General features: G+C 66.0%; 22 protein-coding genes. 9 read left to right on the top strand and 13 right to left on the bottom strand.

All coding sequences use genetic code 11. The features are described 5' to 3' along the window. Positions 1-230 precede the first annotated feature (230 nt). The 3 genes from VH567_RS16630 to VH567_RS16620 are packed head-to-tail and all read right to left on the bottom strand — an operon-like array spanning position 231 to position 4,010. Entirely contained in the window at positions 231-611 is a 381-nt protein-coding gene (locus VH567_RS16630; protein ID WP_423327348.1) for a YdbL family protein, read from the bottom strand. A 1-nt stretch (position 612) separates the two neighbouring features. Beyond that, the gene (locus VH567_RS16625; RefSeq protein ID WP_423327347.1) at positions 613-840 is read right to left on the bottom strand and encodes a YnbE family lipoprotein; all 228 of its coding nucleotides are present in this window, start codon (positions 838-840) and stop codon (positions 613-615) included. Further along, positions 837-4,010, bottom strand: a complete 3,174-nt coding sequence (locus tag VH567_RS16620) for an intermembrane phospholipid transport protein YdbH family protein (protein WP_423327346.1) — start codon at positions 4,008-4,010, stop codon at positions 837-839. The genes VH567_RS16625 and VH567_RS16620 overlap by 4 nt, the downstream gene beginning before the upstream one ends. 86 nt (positions 4,011-4,096) lie before the next feature. On the opposite strand from VH567_RS16620, the gene radC reads away from it, so the two are divergent. Both radC and VH567_RS16610 read left to right on the top strand, forming a co-directional pair. Then, complete coding sequence (gene radC / locus VH567_RS16615) at positions 4,097-4,789, top strand: RadC family protein (protein WP_423327345.1); 693 nt, start codon at positions 4,097-4,099, stop codon at positions 4,787-4,789. Between the two features lie 140 nt (positions 4,790-4,929). Further along, positions 4,930-5,325, top strand: a complete 396-nt coding sequence (locus VH567_RS16610; RefSeq protein WP_423327344.1) for a BLUF domain-containing protein — start codon at positions 4,930-4,932, stop codon at positions 5,323-5,325. Between the two features lie 74 nt (positions 5,326-5,399). Here the strand turns inward: VH567_RS16610 and VH567_RS16605 are convergent, their stop codons facing one another. After that, entirely contained in the window at positions 5,400-5,861 is a 462-nt protein-coding gene (locus VH567_RS16605; protein ID WP_423327343.1) for an EF-hand domain-containing protein, read from the bottom strand. Positions 5,862-6,080: 219 nt separating this feature from the next. Between VH567_RS16605 and purB the strand changes: the two genes are divergently transcribed. Both purB and VH567_RS16595 read left to right on the top strand, forming a co-directional pair. After that, the gene (gene purB, locus VH567_RS16600; RefSeq protein WP_423327342.1) at positions 6,081-7,379 is read left to right on the top strand and encodes an adenylosuccinate lyase; all 1,299 of its coding nucleotides are present in this window, start codon (positions 6,081-6,083) and stop codon (positions 7,377-7,379) included. Between the two features lie 355 nt (positions 7,380-7,734). Then, entirely contained in the window at positions 7,735-7,998 is a 264-nt protein-coding gene (locus tag VH567_RS16595; protein ID WP_423327341.1) for a PepSY domain-containing protein, read from the top strand. Between the two features lie 165 nt (positions 7,999-8,163). On the opposite strand, the gene VH567_RS16590 is transcribed toward VH567_RS16595, so the two are convergent. The 4 genes from VH567_RS16590 to dnaK form a co-directional block, all read right to left on the bottom strand. Then, positions 8,164-8,619, bottom strand: coding sequence for a TM2 domain-containing protein (locus VH567_RS16590; RefSeq protein ID WP_423327340.1), 456 nt, complete (start codon positions 8,617-8,619; stop codon positions 8,164-8,166). A gap of 75 nt (positions 8,620-8,694) precedes the next feature. Then, a complete protein-coding gene (locus VH567_RS16585) occupies positions 8,695-9,159 on the bottom strand; it encodes a hypothetical protein (protein WP_423327339.1) in 465 nt (154 codons plus the stop codon). 33 nt (positions 9,160-9,192) lie between these two features. Then, positions 9,193-10,326 carry a molecular chaperone DnaJ gene (gene dnaJ, locus VH567_RS16580; RefSeq protein WP_423327338.1) on the bottom strand — a complete coding sequence of 378 codons (1,134 nt, stop codon included), beginning with the start codon at positions 10,324-10,326 and terminating at the stop codon, positions 9,193-9,195. Between the two features lie 135 nt (positions 10,327-10,461). Continuing rightward, positions 10,462-12,369: a molecular chaperone DnaK gene (dnaK, locus tag VH567_RS16575; protein ID WP_353448245.1), complete on the bottom strand. Its 1,908-nt coding sequence runs from the start codon at positions 12,367-12,369 to the stop codon at positions 10,462-10,464. 168 nt (positions 12,370-12,537) lie between these two features. On the opposite strand from dnaK, the gene VH567_RS16570 reads away from it, so the two are divergent. Both VH567_RS16570 and VH567_RS16565 read left to right on the top strand, forming a co-directional pair. Beyond that, positions 12,538-12,975 carry a copper chaperone PCu(A)C gene (locus VH567_RS16570; RefSeq protein ID WP_423327337.1) on the top strand — a complete coding sequence of 146 codons (438 nt, stop codon included), beginning with the start codon at positions 12,538-12,540 and terminating at the stop codon, positions 12,973-12,975. Then, entirely contained in the window at positions 12,972-13,436 is a 465-nt protein-coding gene (locus VH567_RS16565; protein ID WP_423327336.1) for a vgr related protein, read from the top strand. The genes VH567_RS16570 and VH567_RS16565 overlap by 4 nt, the downstream gene beginning before the upstream one ends. Positions 13,437-13,631: 195 nt before the next feature. Here VH567_RS16565 and VH567_RS16560 read toward each other — a convergent pair whose 3' ends face one another. The 4 genes from VH567_RS16560 to hrcA form a co-directional block, all read right to left on the bottom strand. Then, the gene (locus tag VH567_RS16560) at positions 13,632-13,871 is read right to left on the bottom strand and encodes a hypothetical protein (RefSeq protein ID WP_423327335.1); all 240 of its coding nucleotides are present in this window, start codon (positions 13,869-13,871) and stop codon (positions 13,632-13,634) included. 107 nt (positions 13,872-13,978) lie between these two features. Further along, positions 13,979-15,202: a threonine synthase gene (locus VH567_RS16555; RefSeq protein ID WP_423327334.1), complete on the bottom strand. Its 1,224-nt coding sequence runs from the start codon at positions 15,200-15,202 to the stop codon at positions 13,979-13,981. Between the two features lie 224 nt (positions 15,203-15,426). Beyond that, on the bottom strand, positions 15,427-15,966 hold the full coding sequence (grpE, locus tag VH567_RS16550) for a nucleotide exchange factor GrpE (RefSeq protein ID WP_423327333.1): 540 nt from the start codon (positions 15,964-15,966) through the stop codon (positions 15,427-15,429). Positions 15,967-15,991: 25 nt separating this feature from the next. Further along, on the bottom strand, positions 15,992-17,035 hold the full coding sequence (gene hrcA, locus VH567_RS16545) for a heat-inducible transcriptional repressor HrcA (RefSeq protein WP_423327332.1): 1,044 nt from the start codon (positions 17,033-17,035) through the stop codon (positions 15,992-15,994). 81 nt (positions 17,036-17,116) lie between these two features. Between hrcA and rph the strand changes: the two genes are divergently transcribed. Together rph and rdgB are read left to right on the top strand one after the other, a co-directional pair. Continuing rightward, positions 17,117-17,833, top strand: a complete 717-nt coding sequence (gene rph, locus VH567_RS16540) for a ribonuclease PH (protein WP_056055360.1) — start codon at positions 17,117-17,119, stop codon at positions 17,831-17,833. Continuing rightward, positions 17,830-18,465 (top strand): RdgB/HAM1 family non-canonical purine NTP pyrophosphatase, encoded by a 636-nt coding sequence (rdgB, locus tag VH567_RS16535; protein ID WP_423327331.1) that lies wholly within the window; start codon positions 17,830-17,832, stop codon positions 18,463-18,465. Before rph ends, rdgB begins: the two co-directional genes overlap by 4 nt. A gap of 142 nt (positions 18,466-18,607) precedes the next feature. Here the strand turns inward: rdgB and VH567_RS16530 are convergent, their stop codons facing one another. After that, positions 18,608-19,165, bottom strand: coding sequence for a CAP domain-containing protein (locus tag VH567_RS16530; RefSeq protein ID WP_423327330.1), 558 nt, complete (start codon positions 19,163-19,165; stop codon positions 18,608-18,610). A gap of 43 nt (positions 19,166-19,208) precedes the next feature. On the opposite strand from VH567_RS16530, the gene hemW reads away from it, so the two are divergent. Continuing rightward, on the top strand, positions 19,209-20,369 hold the full coding sequence (gene hemW, locus VH567_RS16525) for a radical SAM family heme chaperone HemW (protein WP_423327329.1): 1,161 nt from the start codon (positions 19,209-19,211) through the stop codon (positions 20,367-20,369). Positions 20,370-20,403 lie beyond the last annotated feature (34 nt).

The raw sequence follows: 20,403 nt of genomic DNA, 5'->3' as shown, positions 1-20,403 counted from the left end.
CGTCATCCCGGCGAAAGCCGGGACCTCGATCCACAAGGGAACGCGCCCTTCTTCGTCACCTGCCCCCCCCCAATCGTCACCCGCTCCCAATTCGTCACCCAGCGAAAGCTGGGGCATCCCGGTAATGGAGCGGTCCCGTTGCTGCACGAGACCCCAGCTTTCGCTGGGGTGACGGCGAGTTGGGGATGGGGCGACTACGTAGCGCTCTCAGTCTCAGTAGCAGCGCAGTCTCAAACGCAGCGCGAATCACGGTCGGGGGCGCCGGCGGTGCGGGTCTTCCATACACCGCTGGGGGTCTTGTACTTCTCGCCGGGGTTGGTCTGCAGGATCAGGTTGCAGCCGCTGGTGAACGCGAGTTGCTCGACCGTCGCACCGCTCGCCTGCGCCTTTTGCGTGTACGCCGACTTGCGCTGGATATTGATGTTGTTGACCAGCGCGCGCAAATCCCCGCTGGCCGCCCCGACGAGGCCGAGATAGCCGTCGGGCTGCTCGCCGACCTCGCCACCGGCGCGCGCCGCGGCATAGGCCGGATCGCGCTGCGCAGTCGCGGCGACAGACAGGCCACCGAGAGCCGCCGCTGCGGCAACCATCATAAGGACCTTGGTCTTCATCTTAGAATATCCCCGGATTCTGCTGGATCAACGATTTCGCCTCGCCATCGAGACGATAGACCACTTCCTGCGTGACGTTGATGTTGAGGTTGATCTCGATCGGCTTGTCGGGCGCCGACACGTTGATGCAGCCCGGCAGGGCGGCCAACAGCCCGACAATAAAGATCGTCCTCGTCATCCTGCGCAAGATCGGCCTTTGCTCCAGCTTCTTCAATCCTGTTTCGGTCATGGCACGATCCTGCTTGCGGGAGGCTGAATGGTCGGGGGTTTAGGAGGAGGAGGAGGAGGCGCCGACTGCTGCTGGAGCAAGGCCGGCAGGTTGCGCTGGATCAGCCGCTTCGGATCGTAGAAGCTCTGCGCCGAATCGAGCAGCCCGCGGAACGGCGCCTTGATCCGGATATTGAACACGAACGGCAGCTTTTGCAGGCGGCGGACGATGAAGTTCGCCTTCGCGCCCTCGCCCTGACTGATCCCGGCGAAGCGCACGTCGGTGACCATCTCGCCCGCCAGCGGCCCGTTCATGCCGACTCGCAACGACTGATACCTCAGCGACTTCAGCGCCTGGAACGCGATGTTCGCCCAGATGCCGAGGTCCTTCTGGCTGAGGTCGCCGACATAGGCGAGCGTGCCGCCGCCCGGCCGGACGCGCAGGTCGCCGCCTTCGATCCGGCCGCCGCTCTCGTCGAAGATCATCGGCAGGACCCCGTCGAAGATCCCGGTCGCGTCGAGATTCTTGAAATCGAACTGTTGGAGGAACTGGTCGGCGGCCATGTTGACGACGTGGAACGTCATCCGCCGCTCCTTCGGCGCGGAGAAGTCGAGCAGCGTCGGGTCGAGCGTCAGCGATCCACCCGCGAACGGCCAGGACCCACCCTCGACCTGCACGCGCGCACCGGGCAGCGTCTGGTAGCGGATCGTACCGTCGGTGACCGGAATGCCGGGGTTAAGCGTGCGGATCGTCGCCACCTGTCCCGGTGCGCTCTGGAGATTGAGCAGGTCGGTGAAGCGGATCTCGGTGGCGATGCCGGTGACAGGCCCGAATGCGGCCGCGAGATCGGTGCCGGCGGTGCGGAACACGCCAGTACTGGTCACGCCGTCGGGGTTCCAGGCGATATGCCCCTCGCCGCTGACCGATCCGTTGACGTCGGCGATGACGCCGAAGGTGAGCGGCGTGAGCGCGTCGGGTTGCAGCCTGTCCTTGGCGAAGGCGATCGCGGGGATATTGAGGTCAGCCTTCCCGATGCCGGTGCCGAGTGCGTGGCTCAGCGTGACGTCGGCGACCTTGGTATTGGTGGTCGGCTCGAACAGCGTGCCGGCAGCGGTGATATTGCCGTTCACGAGGGCGAGCGTCACGCTACGCGCCGCGAGCGGCTTGAACCGCGGGCTCGGCGCGGCATCGGATACGCCCATCGCGCCGGTGAGGTTCAGCGCGCCGCCGACCAGCGTCCAGTCGCCCGCCGCCTCGCCGAGCAGCAGCGGGACATTGGCGATCTGCCCCGAGCCGTCGGTGAAGGTGCCGGCCACGCCCTGCCCCGCCATGCGGCCGGTGATGATGCTGAAATCGAGTCGCGTGACACGCTCGGGCGCGCCAATCCGCGTCTGCACGCCCTCGATCCGGAAGCCGCGATCGGCGAGGCGCACGGTCGCGCCGGCAGTCGCGAGCGTGATCGGCGTGGTGCCGAGTCGTCCACCCAGCTTCGCCGCAGCTATCTTTGCGCCGCCGCCGATCCGCGCGCCATTTACCTGCACCAGCGCGCCATCGACCGGGCACAAGGTCAGCCGCCAGGGATCCAGCACCAGCCCGGATATCGCGAGACGCTGGACGGCCAACGGTGCGCAGCCGGTGTTGACGACAAGCCGCCCGCGACCGTTCCACAGCGCCGACACCGGCATCGAAAGACCGTCGACACGATTGCCAGATCCTCCCGCGCCGATCGGTCCCCCGAGCGTGACACGCGTCGTGACCGAGGTCGCCCCGCCCGGCGTCGCGCTGAACGTGACGGGGGTCAGCGCCAAGCTCGCGCCACCCGCCGCATAGGGCGCGATGGTGGCCACACCGCGGATCGCCGCGCCGGGTTTCGCCTGAGCAAGTGAGACACGCGCCTCGGGCAAGCCACCGCCGCGCATCGCGAGAATTGTGTCGAGCCGCACGCCGCCATTCGGCCAGCCGAACGCGACCCCGCTCCCGCCGCCGAGCGCCACCCGCGCACCGCTGGCGGAGGCGAGCGCGAGACGGGACAGCACCGCCCTGCCGCGTCCGCCGTCGATCTGCACCCGCAGGTCGGCGTCCGCGGCAAATCCGCGTCCCGCCTTCTGGATCGTCTGCGTGATCGCCGTGGCCAACGGCGCTACGGGGGTGCCCGCGGCCGCACCACCGATTCCTGCCAGCCCCGTGATTCGCTTCGGCGCCACCGCGGCGCCGCTCGCCTGGACACGTCCGTCGAACGCGATCTGCTTGCCTATTCGGTAGGTGCCGACGAGCGCAACTCGGCGCGCGCCTCCCTCGGTGGTGCGAACCGTATCGGCGGCAATGTTCGCCTTGCCGCCGGTCGCCGCCGCGGTTCCGCTGAAGTCGACCGTGCCCCCGGCGCTCGCCAAAGTCGCACCCGGCGTACGTGCCGCGCCTGTTTTGAGCGTTGACTTACCCTGCCAGCGATCGAGCGCAGCGGAGAGGCCGACGTCGAGATCGGCCACGATCCGGTCCGCCTGCGTCGTCCCGCAGGCGAGCCGCGACACGCGAACCGGGCCGGTGATCGTCGGCTTGGCCGCGTCGATCCGCAGCTTCACGGTCGCGGCCAGCCGGTCGATCGCGCAGCCACCGACGTCGAGCCGCTCGCTGATCGCCGCCAGCGTACCGCGAAACCCGTCATCGAGCTTGCCCGACCCCGCCAGCTTCAACCCGACGATCCCTTGCGGCGTCTCCAGCCGCATCCGCCCATCGGCGACCGAAACATCGAGCGCAGGCAGCGAAAACGGCTTGCCCGACGAGGCCGGCAGCAGCTTGTCGATCGCGCCGAGCGAGACCTTGCCGTCCACCAGCAGCCCACGCAGCCGTACCTTCCCCGCGCGCACGCCCTCCAGATACGGTCCGGACAAGCCGACGCCGGTCCGCGTCTCGACCCAGTCGGCGACGAGATCGGGATGCGCCGGATCGCCGATCACGACGTTGGTCAATCGCTGGCCGCCTAGCGCGAGGTCAGCGATATCGTAGCGCGCAGGCACGCCAGCCTTGGCAAGTTCGCGGTCGATGAACCCTTCGGCGATCGGCTTCCGCACCAGCCACAACACGATCAGTCCGGCGATCAGAAGCAGCGCGATCCCCAGCGCAACGCGGCGGGCAGTCGCGGGACGGCGAGGGTCGCCCCCGGGGTCGGCCCCCGTCTCGCTCGTCTCGCTCACTTACTCACTCCGCCACGCTCAGGCCCCCTGCATAGGCGGGTGCGGGGGCGTCATGCAATTGCGCGCGGATGTGCTAGCTTCACGATATGGCCGAACCGGACGAAGACATCGACGATCTGAAGGGCCATCGAGGCCGCCTCCGCAAACGCCTGTTCGAGGGCGGCAGCGACGCGCTACTCGACCACGAACTCATAGAATATCTCCTCGCGATCGCCATTCCGCGCGGCGATACCAAGGCGCTCGCGAAAGCCCTGATGCGCGAGTTCGGCGGCATCGGCGGGGTGCTCACCGCAGATGCCGAAGCGCTCGGCCGGGTGAAGGGCATGGGCGACATCTCGACCGCGGCGATCAAGATCGCGCATGCCGCCGCGATCCGCCTGCTGCAGTCGCAAGTCAGCGACCGCCCGGTGCTCGCCAACTGGCAGGCGCTGCTCGACTATCTCCGCGCCGACATGGCGCATCACGCGATCGAACGGTTCCGCGTGCTCCACCTCAACACCAGGAACATGCTGATCCGCGACGAGGTGATGAGCAAGGGCTCGATCGACCAGGCCGCGGTGTATGTCCGCGAAGTCATCCGCCGCGCGATCGACCTGGGCTCGGCGTCGATCATCCTCGTCCACAACCACCCGAGCGGCGACCCCTCCCCCAGTCGCGCCGACATCGAGATCACGCGCACCATCGCCGAAGCTGGCAAGCGGCTGGGCATCATCGTCCACGACCATATCGTGATGGGCACCAGCGGCCATGTCAGCCTGCGCGCGCAAGGGTTGATCTGAGCACCCCCGCATTCCCGCATTACCGTCGAACAACCCGCATTACCGTCGAACAAAAGGTGCATCGCCGGTGCTGATTTCGCGCAACGTCCCGCCGCCTCGAACCGTGTATCGATTCGCTACCGTGACGAACCGGAGACGCAATGCGCCAAATTCTCTATCTCAGTTCGAGCACGGTACAGGGCGACCGGGGCGATCTGGCCGGGATCCTCGAACAGTCCCGCCACAACAACGCGATCGACGGCATAACCGGCCTGCTCTGGTCGGACGGCGTGCATTTCCTGCAGGTGTTCGAGGGGTCGACGCTGAGCGTGGAGGCGACGTTCGCGCGGATCGTGAAGGACGATCGCCACCACGACATCGTCCTGCTGCACAACGAACGGATCGCCGAACGTCAGTTCGGTGGCTGGTCGATGGCACACCGGCGGACCAATGATGCCGCCGATCTCTACGATGTCCGGATGCAGCGTCTGATGTCGCGCGCCGCAGTCCATGTCCGCGCGCGCTTCCTGTCGATCATGCAAACCGGCGCGATCTGAGCGCGATATGCGAAAGGATGCGAAAGGCCGCCGGGCGAACCCGACGGCCTTTTATGTGTCTAAAGTGTGGAAGATCAGCCCTGCGACAGGAAGCTGGTCAGTTCCGGCTTGGACAGCGACTTGTTCTTGTCGGTATCGGCCTGCGCGAACGCCGCGGCGACCCACTTCTTCGTCTCGGGCGTGCCCGGCTGGGTCGCCGGATCGGTCTTGGTCTTCAGGGCAACCATCCAGTCACCGAACTCGGCCGTGCTGAGCTTGCCGTCGCCATTCTTGTCGTAGGTCGGGAATTCGGTGTCGATGACCTGCGCGACCTGATCGCCGCTAGCCGGCCGCGTCGCCTGCGCGGTCTGGCCCGACTGGGTCGGCGCAGATTGGGCGGGCGGCGTCTGGCCGGGCGCGGTCTGAGCGGGCGACATCGAAGGATCGGCCGAGCCAGTCGTTGCCGTCGGCGCAGTCTGCGGCGATGTCGTGGTGGACTGCGCGAGCGCTGGCGCAGCAATCGTCATCGCGCCTGCGAGCAGAGCATATTTGATCATTGCCATTCTCCATCGGCTAATCGAAATCGTTACTGGACGACCACCGCAGCAGCCCCGGGGATACTAAGCGGATACTGCGACACATCGACCGTCGAAGGCGGATATAGGCCGAACGCATTGCAGTTTGTACCCCCGGCGATGGCCTGCTAGGCGCTCCGCAGGCGTCTCCCGAGGGGAGCACGCGACGAACCGTGCCATTCACCAGCCCCGAGGAAACCCATGGTCCCCCGCTATTCCCGCCCCGACATGGTCGCGATCTGGACGCCCGAAGCGCGCTTCAAGATCTGGTTCGAGATCGAGGCACACGCCACCGACGCGCTCGCCGAGCTGGGCGTGGTCCCCAAGGAAGCCGCCGCCGCGATCTGGGAAAAGGGCGCGTTCGAGGTCGACCGGATCGACGAGATCGAGCGCGAGACCAAGCACGACGTCATCGCGTTCCTGACCAACGTCGCCGAGCATGTCGGCCCCGAAGCGCGCTTCATGCACCAGGGCATGACCTCGTCGGACGTGCTCGACACCTGCCTCGCGGTGCAGCTGGCCAAGGCGAGCGACATCCTGATCGCCGATCTCGATGCGTTGCTGGTGGTGCTCGAACGCCGTGCGCGCGAGCACAAGATGACGCCGACGATCGGCCGCAGCCACGGCATCCACGCCGAACCCGTGACGTTCGGGCTGAAGCTCGCCCAGGCGCATGCCGAGTTCGCGCGCAACCGGGCGCGGCTGGTGGCGGCGCGCGAGGATGTCGCGACCTGCGCGATCTCGGGTGCGGTCGGCACGTTCGCCAACATCGATCCGTTCGTCGAGGAATATGTCGCGGGCAAGCTCGGGCTGTCGGTCGAGCCCGTCTCGACGCAGGTCATCCCGCGCGATCGCCATGCGATGTTCTTTGCGACGCTGGGCGTAATCGCCAGCTCGATCGAGCGGCTCGCGACCGAAGTCCGTCATCTGCAGCGCACCGAAGTGCTTGAGGTGGAGGAGTTCTTCTCGCCCGGCCAGAAGGGTTCGTCGGCGATGCCGCACAAGCGCAACCCGGTGCTGACCGAGAACCTCACCGGCCTCGCGCGGATGGTCCGCGGGTATGTGACGCCGGCGATGGAGAACGTCGCACTGTGGCATGAGCGCGACATCTCGCATTCGTCGGTCGAGCGCTATATCGGCCCGGACGCGACGATCACGCTCGACTTCGCGCTCGCGCGGTTGACTGGGGTGATGGACAAGCTGGTCGTGTATCCCGAGCGGATGTTGAAGAATCTCAACAAGATGGGCGGCCTCGTCCATTCGCAGCGGGTGCTGCTGGCATTGACGCAGGCGGGGGTGAGCCGCGAGGACGCGTATCGGCTGGTGCAGCGCAACGCGATGAAGGTGTGGGATTCAGATGGCGCGCTGTCGCTGCTCGAGTTGCTGAAGGCGGATCAGGAAGTGACGCTGTCGGATGCCGAACTGGAGGACAAGTTCGACCTCGGCTACCATCTGAAACACGTCGACACGATCTTCGCGCGGGTGTTCGGCGCGGCTTAATCCCACCGTTTAGATCGGCGATTGCACGCAACGCAATTGCGATTACCTGTTACAAAATTGCGACAACGCGCAACTATGCATACATCGCCCTTGCCGGATATTGTTCCGGCATCGGAGACCTACCCATGCGCATGTTCGAAACCGTGACCAGCACCATGCTGGCGATCGCGGCTCAAGCGCTGGTGGTCGGGGTGGTCATCACCGCCTTCTGATCCATCGGCCCGCCCGCCCCCTTCCCAGGGGGCGCGGCTAGGGCCCGAGTTTGCGCGCGGCGTATATCTGCCTGCGTAAGTCGTTGACCTAGAACAAAATCGATCTCCCTGCGTTCAACACGCCTAACCAAGGAGATCGTATCATGTCGAAACCCATCCTGATCGCCGCCGCCTTCGCCCTGACCGCGATGGCGAGCGCGCCCGCGTTTGCCGACCAACCGGGCCGCGGCTGGATCAGCAGTGCGCGGGTGACGACGATGCTCGCCAAGCGCGGCTACAAGGTCACGAAGATCGAGGCAGACGACGGCCACTGGGAAGGCGAGGCGATGCACCGCGGCGGCAAGTACGAGTTCCACGTCGACCCGCAGAACGGCAAGGTCACGAAGCTGGAACGCGATCGCAACTGACCAATCGATCCTCCCCCGCCAGGGGGAGGTGTCGCCGAAGGTGACGGAGGGAAAGGACACGGAACAGAGGTTTGCGCGTGCCGCCCCCTCCGTGTGGCAAGAGCCAGCCACCTCCCCCTTGCGGGGGAGGACTACAAGAAGTTCAATTCACCAGATCGACGGCGGCTACCGCGTCCGCGGATAGCGAGCAGCAAATTCCTCGTCTGACATCATCAGATACCGGATCATGTCGATCAGTGCCCAGGGTGCGCTGATGACCAGTCCGATCACCGTGATGCTCAGCACCAGCATGATGATCCCCGAGCCCGTCCGACCGAGATAAAAGCGGTGGATACCAAGCGTGCCGATCACGAATGCCATGACCGCCGCGATGTATTTGTTGCGGTCGTTGGCCGGGACGGCGGGGGCAGGCGGCACGGCGCGACGTGGACCCGGCGCGGTCGGCATCGGGAAGACGCTCAACGCACGGTCGTTGGCGGCTTCGAAATCGACTTCGATGCCGATCGCCGGTTCGCCGCGATGCGCCCAGTCCTCCGGCGCGAACCGATAGCGTTGTCCGTCCTGCCCCGCGACGAGCCCTTCGCCCGTACGGGGATCGACACCTAAAATCTGTCCGCGCATGTCATTCCTCGATGTTCGCTTTTCATTCTGGCGGATGCTGCGGATCAGGCAAGATCGGACTCATGCCGCCCAAGATCAGGCCGCGACGGCAGACCAGTGTCTGTCATCGTCGTTATCGGCAATGGTCGGCCGCGCTTTCCGCGAGCGGATCGCGCGCTTATGGGCTTTTGCCACGGGGCGTCGACCGAAGACTCCCAGATACCGCGCCATAACTCCACGGAAACGGAGACTGGAGACCGTAGCGGCGAGTGCCATGACGATGTCGAGATAGGCCGATATTTCAAAGGTCGTGATCCAGATCGCGACGTCGGGCGCGGCCAGGGTGAGCAATCGGATACCGTCACCTTCGCCGACGAGCGTGACCATCGCGGCCGCCATCATCAGCAGGAACATCACGGCGGCGTCGCCGCGAGAGAAACGCAACATGCGCTCCGCTGGACGGTCGACCAGCATGCGGCGCATCGCCTTGCCGATCGGCGTCTGGGGGGCGGTGGCCATGACCAGCCAACATGCGATCGCGGTGAAAAGACATACCAGCATTGCGCCCCCCTTTGTTCGGTATCGTAGTGCGGCTTATTCCCCGGCGAACACGCCCTTGAGCTTGGCGAAGAAGCCCTGGCTCGCCGGGCATTCGTCGCCCGTTTCCGTCTCGCGGAACATCTCGAGCAATTCCTTCTGGCGATTGCTGAGACGCGTGGGGGTTTCGACGTCGATCTGGACGACGAGGTCGCCGAAGCCGCGGCCTTGCAGGACGGGCATGCCGGCGCCGCGCTGACGGAGCTGCTTGCCCGACTGGATGCCGGCGGGGATCTTCACCTCGTGAGTGCGGCCGTCGAGACCGGGGATCGACAGCGCCCCGCCGAGCGATGCGACGGTGAAGCTGATCGGCGCGCGTGCGAACAGCGTCGTGCCCTCACGTTCGAACAGATTGTGCTTGGTAACGTGGAGGAAAATGTAGAGGTCGCCGGACGGCGCGCCGCGGGCGCCCGCCTCGCCCTCGCCGGACATGCGGATGCGCGTGCCCTCGTCGACGCCGGGGGGGACGTTGATCGACAGCGTCTTGGTCTTGTCGACACGGCCTTCGCCACGGCAATCGGGGCATGGATCGGCGATGACTTCGCCCGCACCATTGCAGACCGGGCAGGCGCGTTCGACCACGAAGAAGCCCTGCTGCGCACGCACTTTGCCATGACCGCCGCAATGCTGGCAGGTTTTCGCGCGCGTACCGGCCTTGGCGCCCGAGCCGTCGCACGTGTCGCACATCGCGGAAACGTCAACCGTGATCTCGGTCGTCTTGCCGTGGAACGCTTCCTCCAGGCTGACTTCCATGTCGTAGCGCAGATCCGCGCCGCGGCGGGCCGCCGAGCGACCGCCGCCGCGCTGGGCGCCGCCCATGAACTCGCCGAAGACGCTCTCGAAGATGTCGCTGAAGCCGCCGAAATCCTGCGCGCCACCGCCGTGACCGCCACCGCCGCCATTCTGGAACGCGGCGTGGCCGAAGCGATCATAGGCCGCGCGCTTCTGCGGGTCCTTGAGGCACTCGTAAGCCTCACTGACTGCCTTGAACTGCGCTTCGGAATCCTTGCAGCCGGCGTTCTTGTCCGGGTGATATTTCATCGCGAGCTTGCGGTAGGACGACTTGATCGTCCCCGCATCCGCGGTCCGCTCGCATTCGAGCAGTTCGTAATAGTCTGTCTGGGTAGCCATTGCGGTGCCTCTTAGCCCTCTCCCCTCCGGGGAGAGGGTTGGATGAGGGGCGGCGGCTCGCCGAGCGTGCGCTCTCTGCGAGGCGCCTGCCCCTCACCCCGACCCTCTCCCCAGCGGGGAGAGGGAGCAGTGGTTTTACGCCTTCGGGTTGTCGTCGACTTCCGAGAACTCGGCGTCGACGACGTCGTCGTCCTTCTTCGCCGCGTCGCCATCGGCCGAGGGCGAAGCATCCGCCTGGGCCTGCTTCTCGTAGATCGCCTGGCCGAGCTTCATCGCGACCTGGGCGAGCGCGGTGCTCTTCTCGGTCATCGCGTCCGCATCGCCGCTCTCGACCGCAGCCTTGGTCGCGTCGATCGCAGCCTGGATCTCGGTCTTCAGCGACTCGTCGACCTTGTCGCCGTTGTCCGCCAGCTGACGCTCGGTGGTGTGGACCAGCGACTCGGCGTTGTTCTTCGCCTCGGCGCCGGCACGACGCTTCTTGTCCTCTTCGGCGAAGGTCTCGGCGTCGCGGACCATCTGGTCGATGTCGTTGTCCGAAAGACCACCCGACGCCTGGATGCGGATCTGCTGCTCCTTGCCGGTGCCCTTGTCCTTCGCCGAGACGCTGACGAGGCCGTTGGCATCGATGTCGAACGTGACTTCGATCTGCGGCACGCCGCGCGGTGCGGGCGGGATGCCGACGAGATCGAAATTGCCGAGCATCTTGTTGTCAGCCGCCATCTCGCGCTCGCCCTGGAACACGCGGATCGTCACCGCGCCCTGGTTGTCGTCGGCGGTCGAATAGGTCTGCGACTTCTTGGTCGGGATCGTCGTGTTGCGATCGATCATCCGGGTGAACACGCCACCCAGCGTCTCGATGCCCAGCGACAGCGGCGTCACGTCGAGCAGCAGCACGTCCTTGACGTCGCCCTGCAGCACGCCGGCCTGGATCGCGGCGCCCATCGCGACGACCTCGTCCGGGTTGACGCCGGTGTGCGGCTCCTTGCCGAAGAACTGCTTCACGACTTCACGGACGCGCGGCATGCGCGTCATGCCGCCGACGAGCACGACTTCCGAGATGTCCTCGGGCTTCAGGCCGCCATCAGCCAGCGCCTTGCGGCAAGGCTCGAGCGTACGCTTGACGAGGTCCTCGACCATCCGCTCCAAATCGGCGCGCGTGATCGACTTCACCAGATGCTTCGGGCCGTTCTGGTCCGCGGTGATGAAGGGCAGGTTGACCTCGGTCGACTGTGCCGAGCTGAGCTCGATCTTCGCCTTCTCGGCGGCTTCCTTCAGACGCTGCAGCGCGAGCTTGTCCTTGGCGAGGTCGATGCCCTCCGCCTTCTTGAACTCGTCGGCGAGGAACTGGACGATCTTGTTGTCGAAATCCTCACCGCCAAGGAACGTGTCGCCGTTCGTGGCCTTCACCTCGAACACGCCGTCGCCGATTTCGAGCACCGAGATGTCGAACGTGCCGCCGCCGAGATCGTAGACCGCGATCGTCTTGCCGTCCTGCTTGTCGAGGCCGTAGGCGAGCGCCGCCGCGGTCGGCTCGTTGATGATGCGCAGCACTTCGAGACCGGCGATCTGGCCGGCGTCCTTGGTCGCCTGGCGCTGTGCGTCGTTGAAGTAGGCCGGCACGGTAATGACCGCCTGCGTGACCGTCTCGCCGAGATACGACTCAGCGGTTTCCTTCATCTTCTGCAGCGTGAACGCCGAGATCTGCGACGGCGAGTAATCCTTGCCGCCCGCCGAGACCCACGCGTCGCCATTCGGCCCGCGCGAGATCTTGTACGGGACCAGCTCGGTGTCCTTCTTGGTGATCGGATCGTCGAAGCGACGGCCGATCAGGCGCTTCACCGCGAAGATGGTGTTGTCGCCGTTCGTCACTGCCTGGCGCTTGGCCGGCTGGCCGACCAGTCGCTCGCCATCCTTGGCGAACGCGACGATCGACGGCGTGGTGCGCGCGCCCTCGGAATTCTCGATGACCTTGGGCTTGCCGCCTTCCATGACGGAAACGCAGCTGTTGGTCGTGCCGAGATCGATACCGATTACTTTAGCCATGAGTTCTGATTAGCCCCTCACTTGAAACGAAAATACGAAACCGGTTCCACCCCGTTACGGCAGTGGAACCTTTCTGATGATGGGCGCGATATAGGTGGCCTCGCGCTTGCCGCAAGATTGTACCGGTCATAGGATGCGCAAGTGGTCGGGCCCGGAGAAAGGTAACCTATGCGTATCGTTTTCGGACTGGGTGTTGCCGCGATGGCACTGGCGTCGTGTTCGCAACCGAAGGAACTGTCCGTGGACGGGGCCTGGGTGCGGCTCGGCGCGGTGACCGGACGGCCTGCTGCGGCTTACTTTACTGTGCATGGGGGACCTACGCCGGCGACGCTGATCTCGGCCACGACCGACGTCGCGATCAAGTCTGAGATGCACGAGACGATGGACAAGGGCGGCATGTCGACGATGACCCCGCTCGCGAAAGTCGAAATTCCGGCGAACACCGATGTGAGCTTCGCACCGGGTGGGCGGCACGTGATGCTGTTCGACATGAACTCGGGGATCAAGCCGGGTGATCGCGTGATGCTGACGTTTGCGTTTGCAGACGGGACGCGGATCTTGGACAACGCGAACGTGGTCGCGGCGGGGACTCCTGCGGGCAAGTGAAGCGCGGGCTGACCGAGGGGGAAACGGCGCTGGCGGCGTCGGTGTTCGGGGGTGCGATCGATTATTCTCGGGTCAGCCTGTCGCGGAGCAAATGGGCATTCTTTCAGCCGCGCGATACGGTGATGGCACCGCGCGGCTGCATCCACTTCCACCCCAAGGGCGACCTGTGGTGCGACGATTTCGCGCACGCTCACCTGACGTTGCAGGGGCTATTCATCCACGAGATGACGCACATCTGGCAGCACCAGCGCGGCGTGTTCCTGCCCTTGGCGCGGCATCCCTGGTGTCGGTACGATTATGCATTCCGACCGGGGCTCGCGCTGCATCGCTACGGCATCGAGCAGCAGGGCGAGATCGTGCGCCATGCTTTCCTGCTGCGGGCCGGGGCGAAAGTGGCAGGCGCGCCGCCGCTCGAGCAGTACGAAACGGTGTTGCCGTTCACGCCGTTAGCGACGGCCTGAGACGTTTTGTTAGATCCTCCCCTGCAAGGGGAGGTGTCGCGAAGCGACGGAGGGGTATCGCCCTATCGAGAGCGGATCACCCCTCCGTCAGCGCTCCGCGCTGCCACCTCCCCTTGCAGGGGAGGAACTCAAGGTTGTGTTCCACCTACTGCCTCCGCCCCCGTCGTCATCCAGCGAAGCGGGGATGACGGTTGGTCAAAGCCAGCTACGACCGTCCGCCCCGGCACATCCATAAGGCGGCAGCTGCCCCGGGAACCGCGCCTGCATCTTGTGGCAGCCCCACGCCCGCATCGGCCCCGGCGCATAGCCGTTCAGCGCGATGCCGACCTCGTCATACGGGCTCGAGCCGCGTGCGACGTACATGTACCAACGCCCGCCGAACATCACCGCCGCCGCGATGAGCACGACGCAAACGACCTGGACTATTTTCTGCATTAGGGACCCTTTTTGTAAAGAAGGGCGCCCCGTTGCAGTCAACATGGATCAATTTCAACCACCGATCTGGTAGATCGCGATCCACCAGATCGGCAGAAATCCGCCGATTACAGCGTGTCGAAATCGATAGGTCGTGTTCTATCAAGCGCTTGCGGCGCCTCGGGCATCGGATATTTCAACCCAGTCGCGCAGTTGAAAAGAACGACCTTGTCGTCCTCGTCGACCAACCCAGTGTTCAGCGCCTGATGATACGCCGCCAGCGTCGCGCCACCCTCGGGGCATAGCAGCAACCCGTCCTGCTTCGCCGCCGAATCTACTGCCTTCAGGATTGCGGGATCGCCAACTGCGAGCGCCTGCCCGCCCGACTCCCGCACGGCGCGGAGGATCAGGAAGTCGCCGACCGCCTTCGGCACGCGAATCCCCGCGGCGACGGTGCTCGCATCTTCCCAGCGCTCGGCATGCTCCTCGCCGGCCTCGAACGCGCGGACGATCGGCGCGCAGCCGCTCGCCTGCACCGCGAACATCTTGGGGCGCTCCGAGCCGATCCAGCCAAGCTTTTCCAGTTCGTCGAACGCCTTCCACATCCCGATCAGGCCAGTGCCGCCACCGGTCGGATAGAAAATCGCGTCCGGTAGTTTCCAGCCGAACTGCGCGGCGAGTTCGAGCCCCATCGTCTTCTTGCCCTCGATCCGATAGGGCTCCTTGAGCGTCGAAAAATCGAACCAGCGGCCCTCTGCCGCGCCCTTGCCGACGATCGCGCCGCAATCGTCGATCAGGCCGTTGACCCGCCAGACCCGCGCGCCCTGCATCGCGATCTCGCGGACGTTGATCTCGGGGGTATCGTCCGGGCAGAACACGATCGTCTCGATCCCGCACCGCGTCGCATAGGCGGCCAGCGCCGCGCCCGCATTGCCGTTGGTCGGCATCGCGATTTTCTTTACGCCCAGTTCCTTCGCCATCGCGACGGCCATGACGAGGCCGCGGGCCTTGAACGATCCGGTCGGGAGGCGGCCTTCGTCCTTGACCAGCACGTTGGGGCCGCCGGACTTGGTCAGCGGCACGAGCGGCGTCTCGATCTCGCCTAAGCTGACGATGTTGGATGTATGCCGGACCGGGAGCAGCTCGCGCCAGCGCCACAGATCGGTCGGCCGCGCCTCGATCGTGTCGCGGGAAATCCCCGAACGAATCGCATCCAGATCATAGCGCACCAGCAACGGCCGCCCAGCGCGCGACAGCCCGTGAAGCTGGTCCGCCTCATACCGCTCGCCGGTGATCGAGCATTCGAGATGCGTGACGAAGGTCTGGCGATCGGTGGTGAGGTTCTGGTTCATGATCGCCTTCTAACCTCAGCTAGTCGTCGAATTCCAGCGCCGCGGCCGCGCCGCCCGACAAATCGAGCGGGCGGTCGGGGGTCACTGGCGCGGCTTGGTCGGCCTCGCCTCCAGGCCGCTGTCTCCGGACTCGTTCGACCATCCGCCGCATGAAGGACTTCTCCCGCGCAAGGCGAAGTCGCTCCTCGGCGGAACGGCGCGGACCAAGATCCGGGATCGGCACCTCACCCAGCCTTGGCGACGCCGACCATGGCGGGGCGCAGCAGGCGGTCCTTGATCATGTAGCCGACCTGCATCTCCTGGACGATCGTCCCGGCAGGTTGGTCGCTCGGGATTTCCATCATCGCCTGGTGCTTGTTCGGATCGAGCATCTGGCCCTCCGCAGCGATCTTGGTGATGCCGTGGCGCTGGAACACGCTCTCCAGCTCGCGGCCGGTCGCTTCGAGCCCGGTAACAAGCCCCTTCATCTTCTCGTCGGCGCGCAGGTCCGCCGGGATCGCCGACAGGCCGCGCGACAAGTTGTCAGCGACCGACAGCACGTCGCGTGCGAACGCCGTGGCGGCGTAGGCGCGCGCGTCCTGCGCTTCCTTCTCGGCGCGGCGGCGGACGTTCTGGATCTCGGCCTGCGCGTAGAGCACGTTCTGCTTTGCCTCGGCGAGCTGGTTCTCGAGCTCGGCAACGCGGTCGTTCGAAGCCACCTCAGGCGAGTCTTCAGCGGTTTCTTCGCGCAGGTCTGCAGGCGTGTTCTGGTCGATGTCGGACATGGTTTTCCCTATAAATTGGGCCGGCTCAACCCATCAACCGGGCGAGCGTTGCAGCCGTGAAATCCACCATGGGCACGACGCGCGCATAGTTCAACCGCGTCGGGCCGATGACACCGACCACGCCGACCACCCGACCGTCCAATCCGCGGAACGGCCGTGCGATGACCGAAGACCCTGACAACGCGAACAATTTGGTCTCCGCGCCGATAAAAATCCGCGTCGAATCACCCGCCCGCGCGCTGTCCAAAAGCGACGCGACTTCCTGCTTTCCCTCGAGATCGTCGAGCAGGTCCCGCACACGGTCCAGATCGGCGGCGGCGGCGGCATCGATCAGCCGCCCCTGCCCGCGCACGATCAGCACCGGGCGACGATCCGCGTCCTCGCTCCACACCGCGATGCCGCGCTCGACCAACGTCCGCGCCGCGCCGTCGAGTGCCGCCTGCCCATCCGCCAGCTCGCGCTCGATCCGGGTCCGTGCATCCGCCAGCGTCAGCCCGCCGAGAGTCGCCGACATGTAATTCCCCGCCTCGATCAGCGCGGACGCCGACATGCCCTTGGGCAGCGCGATCACACGGTTCTCGACCGAGCCGTCCTCGCTGACCAGCACCGCCAGCGCCTGCTCGGGCGACAGCGCGACGAACGCGATCTGGCGCAGCTTCAGTTCGCGCTTGGGCACCATCACCAGCCCCGCGCACGCCGAAAGCCCGGAGAGCGCGAGCGTGGTCGCGGCGAGCGCCTCCTCGACCGGACCACCGACGCCGGCGCGCGCCTCGATCGTCTGGCGCTCCTCGAACGACGGCTCCATCGCCTGCATCATGCCGTCGACGAACAGCCGTAGCCCGCGGTCGGTCGGCATGCGGCCCGCGCTGGTGTGCGGGCTGGCGAGCAAGCCGAGACCTTCGAGCTCGCCCATGACGCCCCGAATCGAGGCGGGCGAGAGGCTCAGGCCGGTCAACTGTGCGATCGTCTTCGAGCCGACCGGCGTGCCGCTGGCGAGATAGCTGTCGACGACAGCGCGAAAAATGTCGCGCGCACGATCGGTCAGTTCGGTGACGGGGGGCGTGGCCATCGCTTTGATCTAGGCTGGCGAGCGACCAAACGAAAGGCTAGGCAGCGCACAACCACTCACTCCCGCTTTTAGGAATACATCATGCGCCCATCCGGCCGCGCCCCAGACCAGATGCGTGCGATCACGATCGAGCCGCGCTTCACCAAGCATGCCGAGGGTTCCGTCCTGATCGGCTTCGGCGACACCAAGGTGCTCGTCACCGCCAGCGTCGAGGAAAAGGTGCCGCCGTTCATGCGCGGCAAGGGCGAAGGATGGGTGACGGCCGAATATGGCATGCTCCCGCGCGCCACCAACACGCGCAACAACCGCGAGGCCGCCAAGGGCAAGCAGTCGGGCCGCACGCAGGAAATCCAGCGGCTGATCGGTCGTTCGCTCCGCGCGGTGGTCGACCTGAAGCTGCTCGGCGAGCGCCAAATCGTGATCGATTGCGACGTGATCCAGGCGGACGGCGGCACGCGCACCGCATCGATCTCGGGCGGCTGGGTCGCGCTGCGGCTCGCGATCGACGGCCTGCTCGCCAGCGGCAAGCTGACCGCCGACCCGCTGACGCAGAAGGTCGCGGCGATCAGCTGCGGCATCTACCAGGGCAATCCGGTGCTCGACCTCGACTATATCGAGGATTCGGGTGCGGATGCGGACGCGAACTTCGTGCTGCTCGAAAACGGCAACATCGCCGAGGCGCAGGCGACCGCCGAGGGCGCGACGTACGACGAGGAAGCACTGTTGCGCTTGCTCCGTCTCGCGCGGATCGGTTGCACGGACATCTTCGCAGCCCAGGCCAAGGCGGTCGCCAAGTGAGCGCCGAGGGGAAGGAACCGCAAGCGATCCGCAAGCTCGCGCCCGGCAAGCTGGTCATCGCCAGCCACAACAAGGGCAAGGTCCGCGAGATCGCCGCGTTGCTGGAAGGCCGCGGGCTCGAAGTCGTCTCCGCCGCCGAACTCGACCTGCCGGAGCCGATCGAGACGGGCACGACCTTCTTCGCGAACGCAGAACTGAAGGCGCGGTCGGCCGCCGACCTGTCGGGCTACCCCGCGCTCGCCGACGATAGCGGGTTGTGCGTCGACGCGCTGGGTGGCGACCCGGGCGTCTACACGGCCGACTGGGCGGAAACGCCGAACGGTCGCGACTGGATGATGGCGATGCAGAAGGTCGAGGACGCGGTTGTCGCCAAAGGGCCTGACGTCACCCGTGGCGCACACTTCGTCAGCGTGCTCGCGCTCGCATGGCCCGATGGTCACGTCGAATGGTTCGAAGGCCGCGCCGAGGGGACGCTGACCTGGCCGCCGCGTGGCAATGTCGGGTTCGGTTACGACCCCGTGTTCGTGCCGCTCGGCTACGACCAGACCTACGCCGAACTCCCCCACGAAACGAAGAACGCGATCAGCCACCGCAACGAGGCGTTCAAACTGCTCGAAGCCGCGGTGTTCTGACGGGTAAACAACCGTACACCCCACAAACATCCGTCACCCCACCCTGCCCCCGTCATCCCAGCGAAAGCTGGGGTGACGGATGTTACCGAGATGACGGAGATAGCCGGGTATCGAGCCCGTTCGGTTGCCGCCCCGGCAGAAGTCAGAACGATCGCTGCCCGATCACATTCCCCGGTGGCGAGTACCGGCACACCAGATAATCGTCGGTCTTGTTGCTCGCGATCGCACACCCGACCGCCGTCGAGTTCCGCCAAACGATCTGCGTATAATGCGCGACGTCCTCGAACTTGCCAGTCCGGCTGAAGTCGGGCGTCACGCCATTGATGAAATCGCGCTTTTCCGCGACCCAATGCCCCATCATCTCGGCATAGGTGTAGGCATAGCGCGTGCCCGTCCACAAATTCTCGCCCTCGCGCGTATTGTCCTGCGGCTGGTGCGCATGCGCGAACTTGCCCGTCCGAGTCATTTCCTCGGCATAGGCCCGCGCGGTCGTCGCCAGCGTATCACTCCACACCAGCGGCGGCACGCCGACCTCGGCACGCGCGGCGTTATGACCGTCCATCATCGCCGTCTTGAGCAATGCGGCACCGCGCGGCGCGGGCGCCTGGGTCTCGCGACGTTCAACGACACGCTCGGGCCCCTGTGCGCATCCCGCAACCAGCAACGCCGCGGCGACCGCCAAACCCATCCGTATCGTCATTGCGCTTCCTTCGGCCGCCCCGTGCGACCATATGCGCCAGATAATGCCCGTCTTCGAAACACCAAGCCCCGGTTCGGATCTCGCACTCTACGTCCACTGGCCGTTCTGCGTGTCGAAATGCCCCTATTGCGACTTCAACAGCCACGTCCGCGACGAGGTCGACCAGGCCGCGTGGCGCGCCGCGCTGATCACCGACCTGGAGCATGAAGCACGCGTGCTGCCCGGGCGGAAGCTGCAGTCGATCTTCTTCGGCGGCGGCACCCCCTCGCTGATGCCGCCGGCGACCGTCGCGGCGGTGCTGGATGCGGCGGAGAAGGCGTGGGGGTTCGCCGAGGGCATCGAGATCACGCTGGAGGCCAACCCGTCGTCGGTGGAAGCGGCACGGTTCGCCGATCTGGCAAGCGCGGGGGTGAACCGGGTGTCGCTGGGGCTGCAATCGCTCGATGACGCGGCGTTGAAGTTCCTTGGCCGCGCGCATGACGTGAACGAAGGACAGGCCGCGCTGGCGACGGCACAGAGCGTGTTTCCACGCGTAAGTTTCGACCTGATCTATGCGCTGCCGGGCCAGCGGCTCGACGACTGGCGCGCGGAACTCGCGCGCGCGCTGAGCCTGGGCACGGAGCATCTGTCGCTGTATCAGCTGACGATCGAGGCCGGCACGCGGTTCGCGACCGAGGCGCTCGCAGGCCGGATCGTGATCCCCGATGGCGACTCGGCCGCCGACCTGTTCGAGGCGACGCGGGCCGATACCGCCGCGGCGGGGCTGCCGGCGTACGAGACGTCGAACCACGCGCGGCCGGGATCGGAGAGCCGCCACAATCTCGCTTACTGGCGGTACCAGGATTATGCCGGGATCGGGCCGGGTGCGCATGGCCGCCGCGGCGGGCTGGCGACGGTGCGGCGGAAGAAGCCGGAGAACTGGCTGGCCGCGATCGAGCGCAATGGCCACGGGATGGAGCTCGAAGATCCGCTGACGCCGTCGACGCGGGCGACCGAGGCTTTGCTGATGGGGCTTCGATTGGCGGAAGGCGTGGATCTGGACCGGATCACCGCGCTGAACGCGGGCGCCGTACCGGTGGATCTAGCGGCGGTGGCGCGGCTCGAAGAGCTCGGCCTGATCGCCCACACGCCGGGGCGATTGCGGGTTACCGAAGCCGGCGCTTTACTCCTCGATGCGATCCTACCCGAAATCGTCACCGCCTAGTTGTTCACCTGCGAAGGCGGGTGCCCAGACTGGG

The organism is Sphingomonas sp. 4RDLI-65 (assembly GCF_049472435.1).
Lineage (GTDB): Bacteria > Pseudomonadota > Alphaproteobacteria > Sphingomonadales > Sphingomonadaceae > Sphingomonas.
Note: the sequence above shows the minus strand (reverse complement) of the source record. Positions and strands in the feature narration are given on the sequence as shown.

Coding starts and splice junctions, on each gene's coding strand:
- VH567_RS16630 (WP_423327348.1), bottom strand. CDS start 611: ATGAAGACCAAGGTCCTTATGATGGTTGCCGCAGCGGCGGCTCTCGGT.
- VH567_RS16625 (WP_423327347.1), bottom strand. CDS start 840: ATGACCGAAACAGGATTGAAGAAGCTGGAGCAAAGGCCGATCTTGCGC.
- radC (WP_423327345.1), top strand. CDS start 4,097: ATGGCCGAACCGGACGAAGACATCGACGATCTGAAGGGCCATCGAGGC.
- VH567_RS16610 (WP_423327344.1), top strand. CDS start 4,930: ATGCGCCAAATTCTCTATCTCAGTTCGAGCACGGTACAGGGCGACCGG.
- VH567_RS16605 (WP_423327343.1), bottom strand. CDS start 5,861: ATGATCAAATATGCTCTGCTCGCAGGCGCGATGACGATTGCTGCGCCA.
- purB (WP_423327342.1), top strand. CDS start 6,081: ATGGTCCCCCGCTATTCCCGCCCCGACATGGTCGCGATCTGGACGCCC.
- VH567_RS16595 (WP_423327341.1), top strand. CDS start 7,735: ATGTCGAAACCCATCCTGATCGCCGCCGCCTTCGCCCTGACCGCGATG.
- VH567_RS16590 (WP_423327340.1), bottom strand. CDS start 8,619: ATGCGCGGACAGATTTTAGGTGTCGATCCCCGTACGGGCGAAGGGCTC.
- VH567_RS16585 (WP_423327339.1), bottom strand. CDS start 9,159: ATGCTGGTATGTCTTTTCACCGCGATCGCATGTTGGCTGGTCATGGCC.
- dnaJ (WP_423327338.1), bottom strand. CDS start 10,326: ATGGCTACCCAGACAGACTATTACGAACTGCTCGAATGCGAGCGGACC.
- dnaK (WP_353448245.1), bottom strand. CDS start 12,369: ATGGCTAAAGTAATCGGTATCGATCTCGGCACGACCAACAGCTGCGTT.
- VH567_RS16570 (WP_423327337.1), top strand. CDS start 12,538: ATGCGTATCGTTTTCGGACTGGGTGTTGCCGCGATGGCACTGGCGTCG.
- VH567_RS16560 (WP_423327335.1), bottom strand. CDS start 13,871: ATGCAGAAAATAGTCCAGGTCGTTTGCGTCGTGCTCATCGCGGCGGCG.
- VH567_RS16555 (WP_423327334.1), bottom strand. CDS start 15,202: ATGAACCAGAACCTCACCACCGATCGCCAGACCTTCGTCACGCATCTC.
- grpE (WP_423327333.1), bottom strand. CDS start 15,966: ATGTCCGACATCGACCAGAACACGCCTGCAGACCTGCGCGAAGAAACC.
- hrcA (WP_423327332.1), bottom strand. CDS start 17,035: ATGGCCACGCCCCCCGTCACCGAACTGACCGATCGTGCGCGCGACATT.
- rph (WP_056055360.1), top strand. CDS start 17,117: ATGCGCCCATCCGGCCGCGCCCCAGACCAGATGCGTGCGATCACGATC.
- VH567_RS16530 (WP_423327330.1), bottom strand. CDS start 19,165: ATGACGATACGGATGGGTTTGGCGGTCGCCGCGGCGTTGCTGGTTGCG.
- hemW (WP_423327329.1), top strand. CDS start 19,209: ATGCCCGTCTTCGAAACACCAAGCCCCGGTTCGGATCTCGCACTCTAC.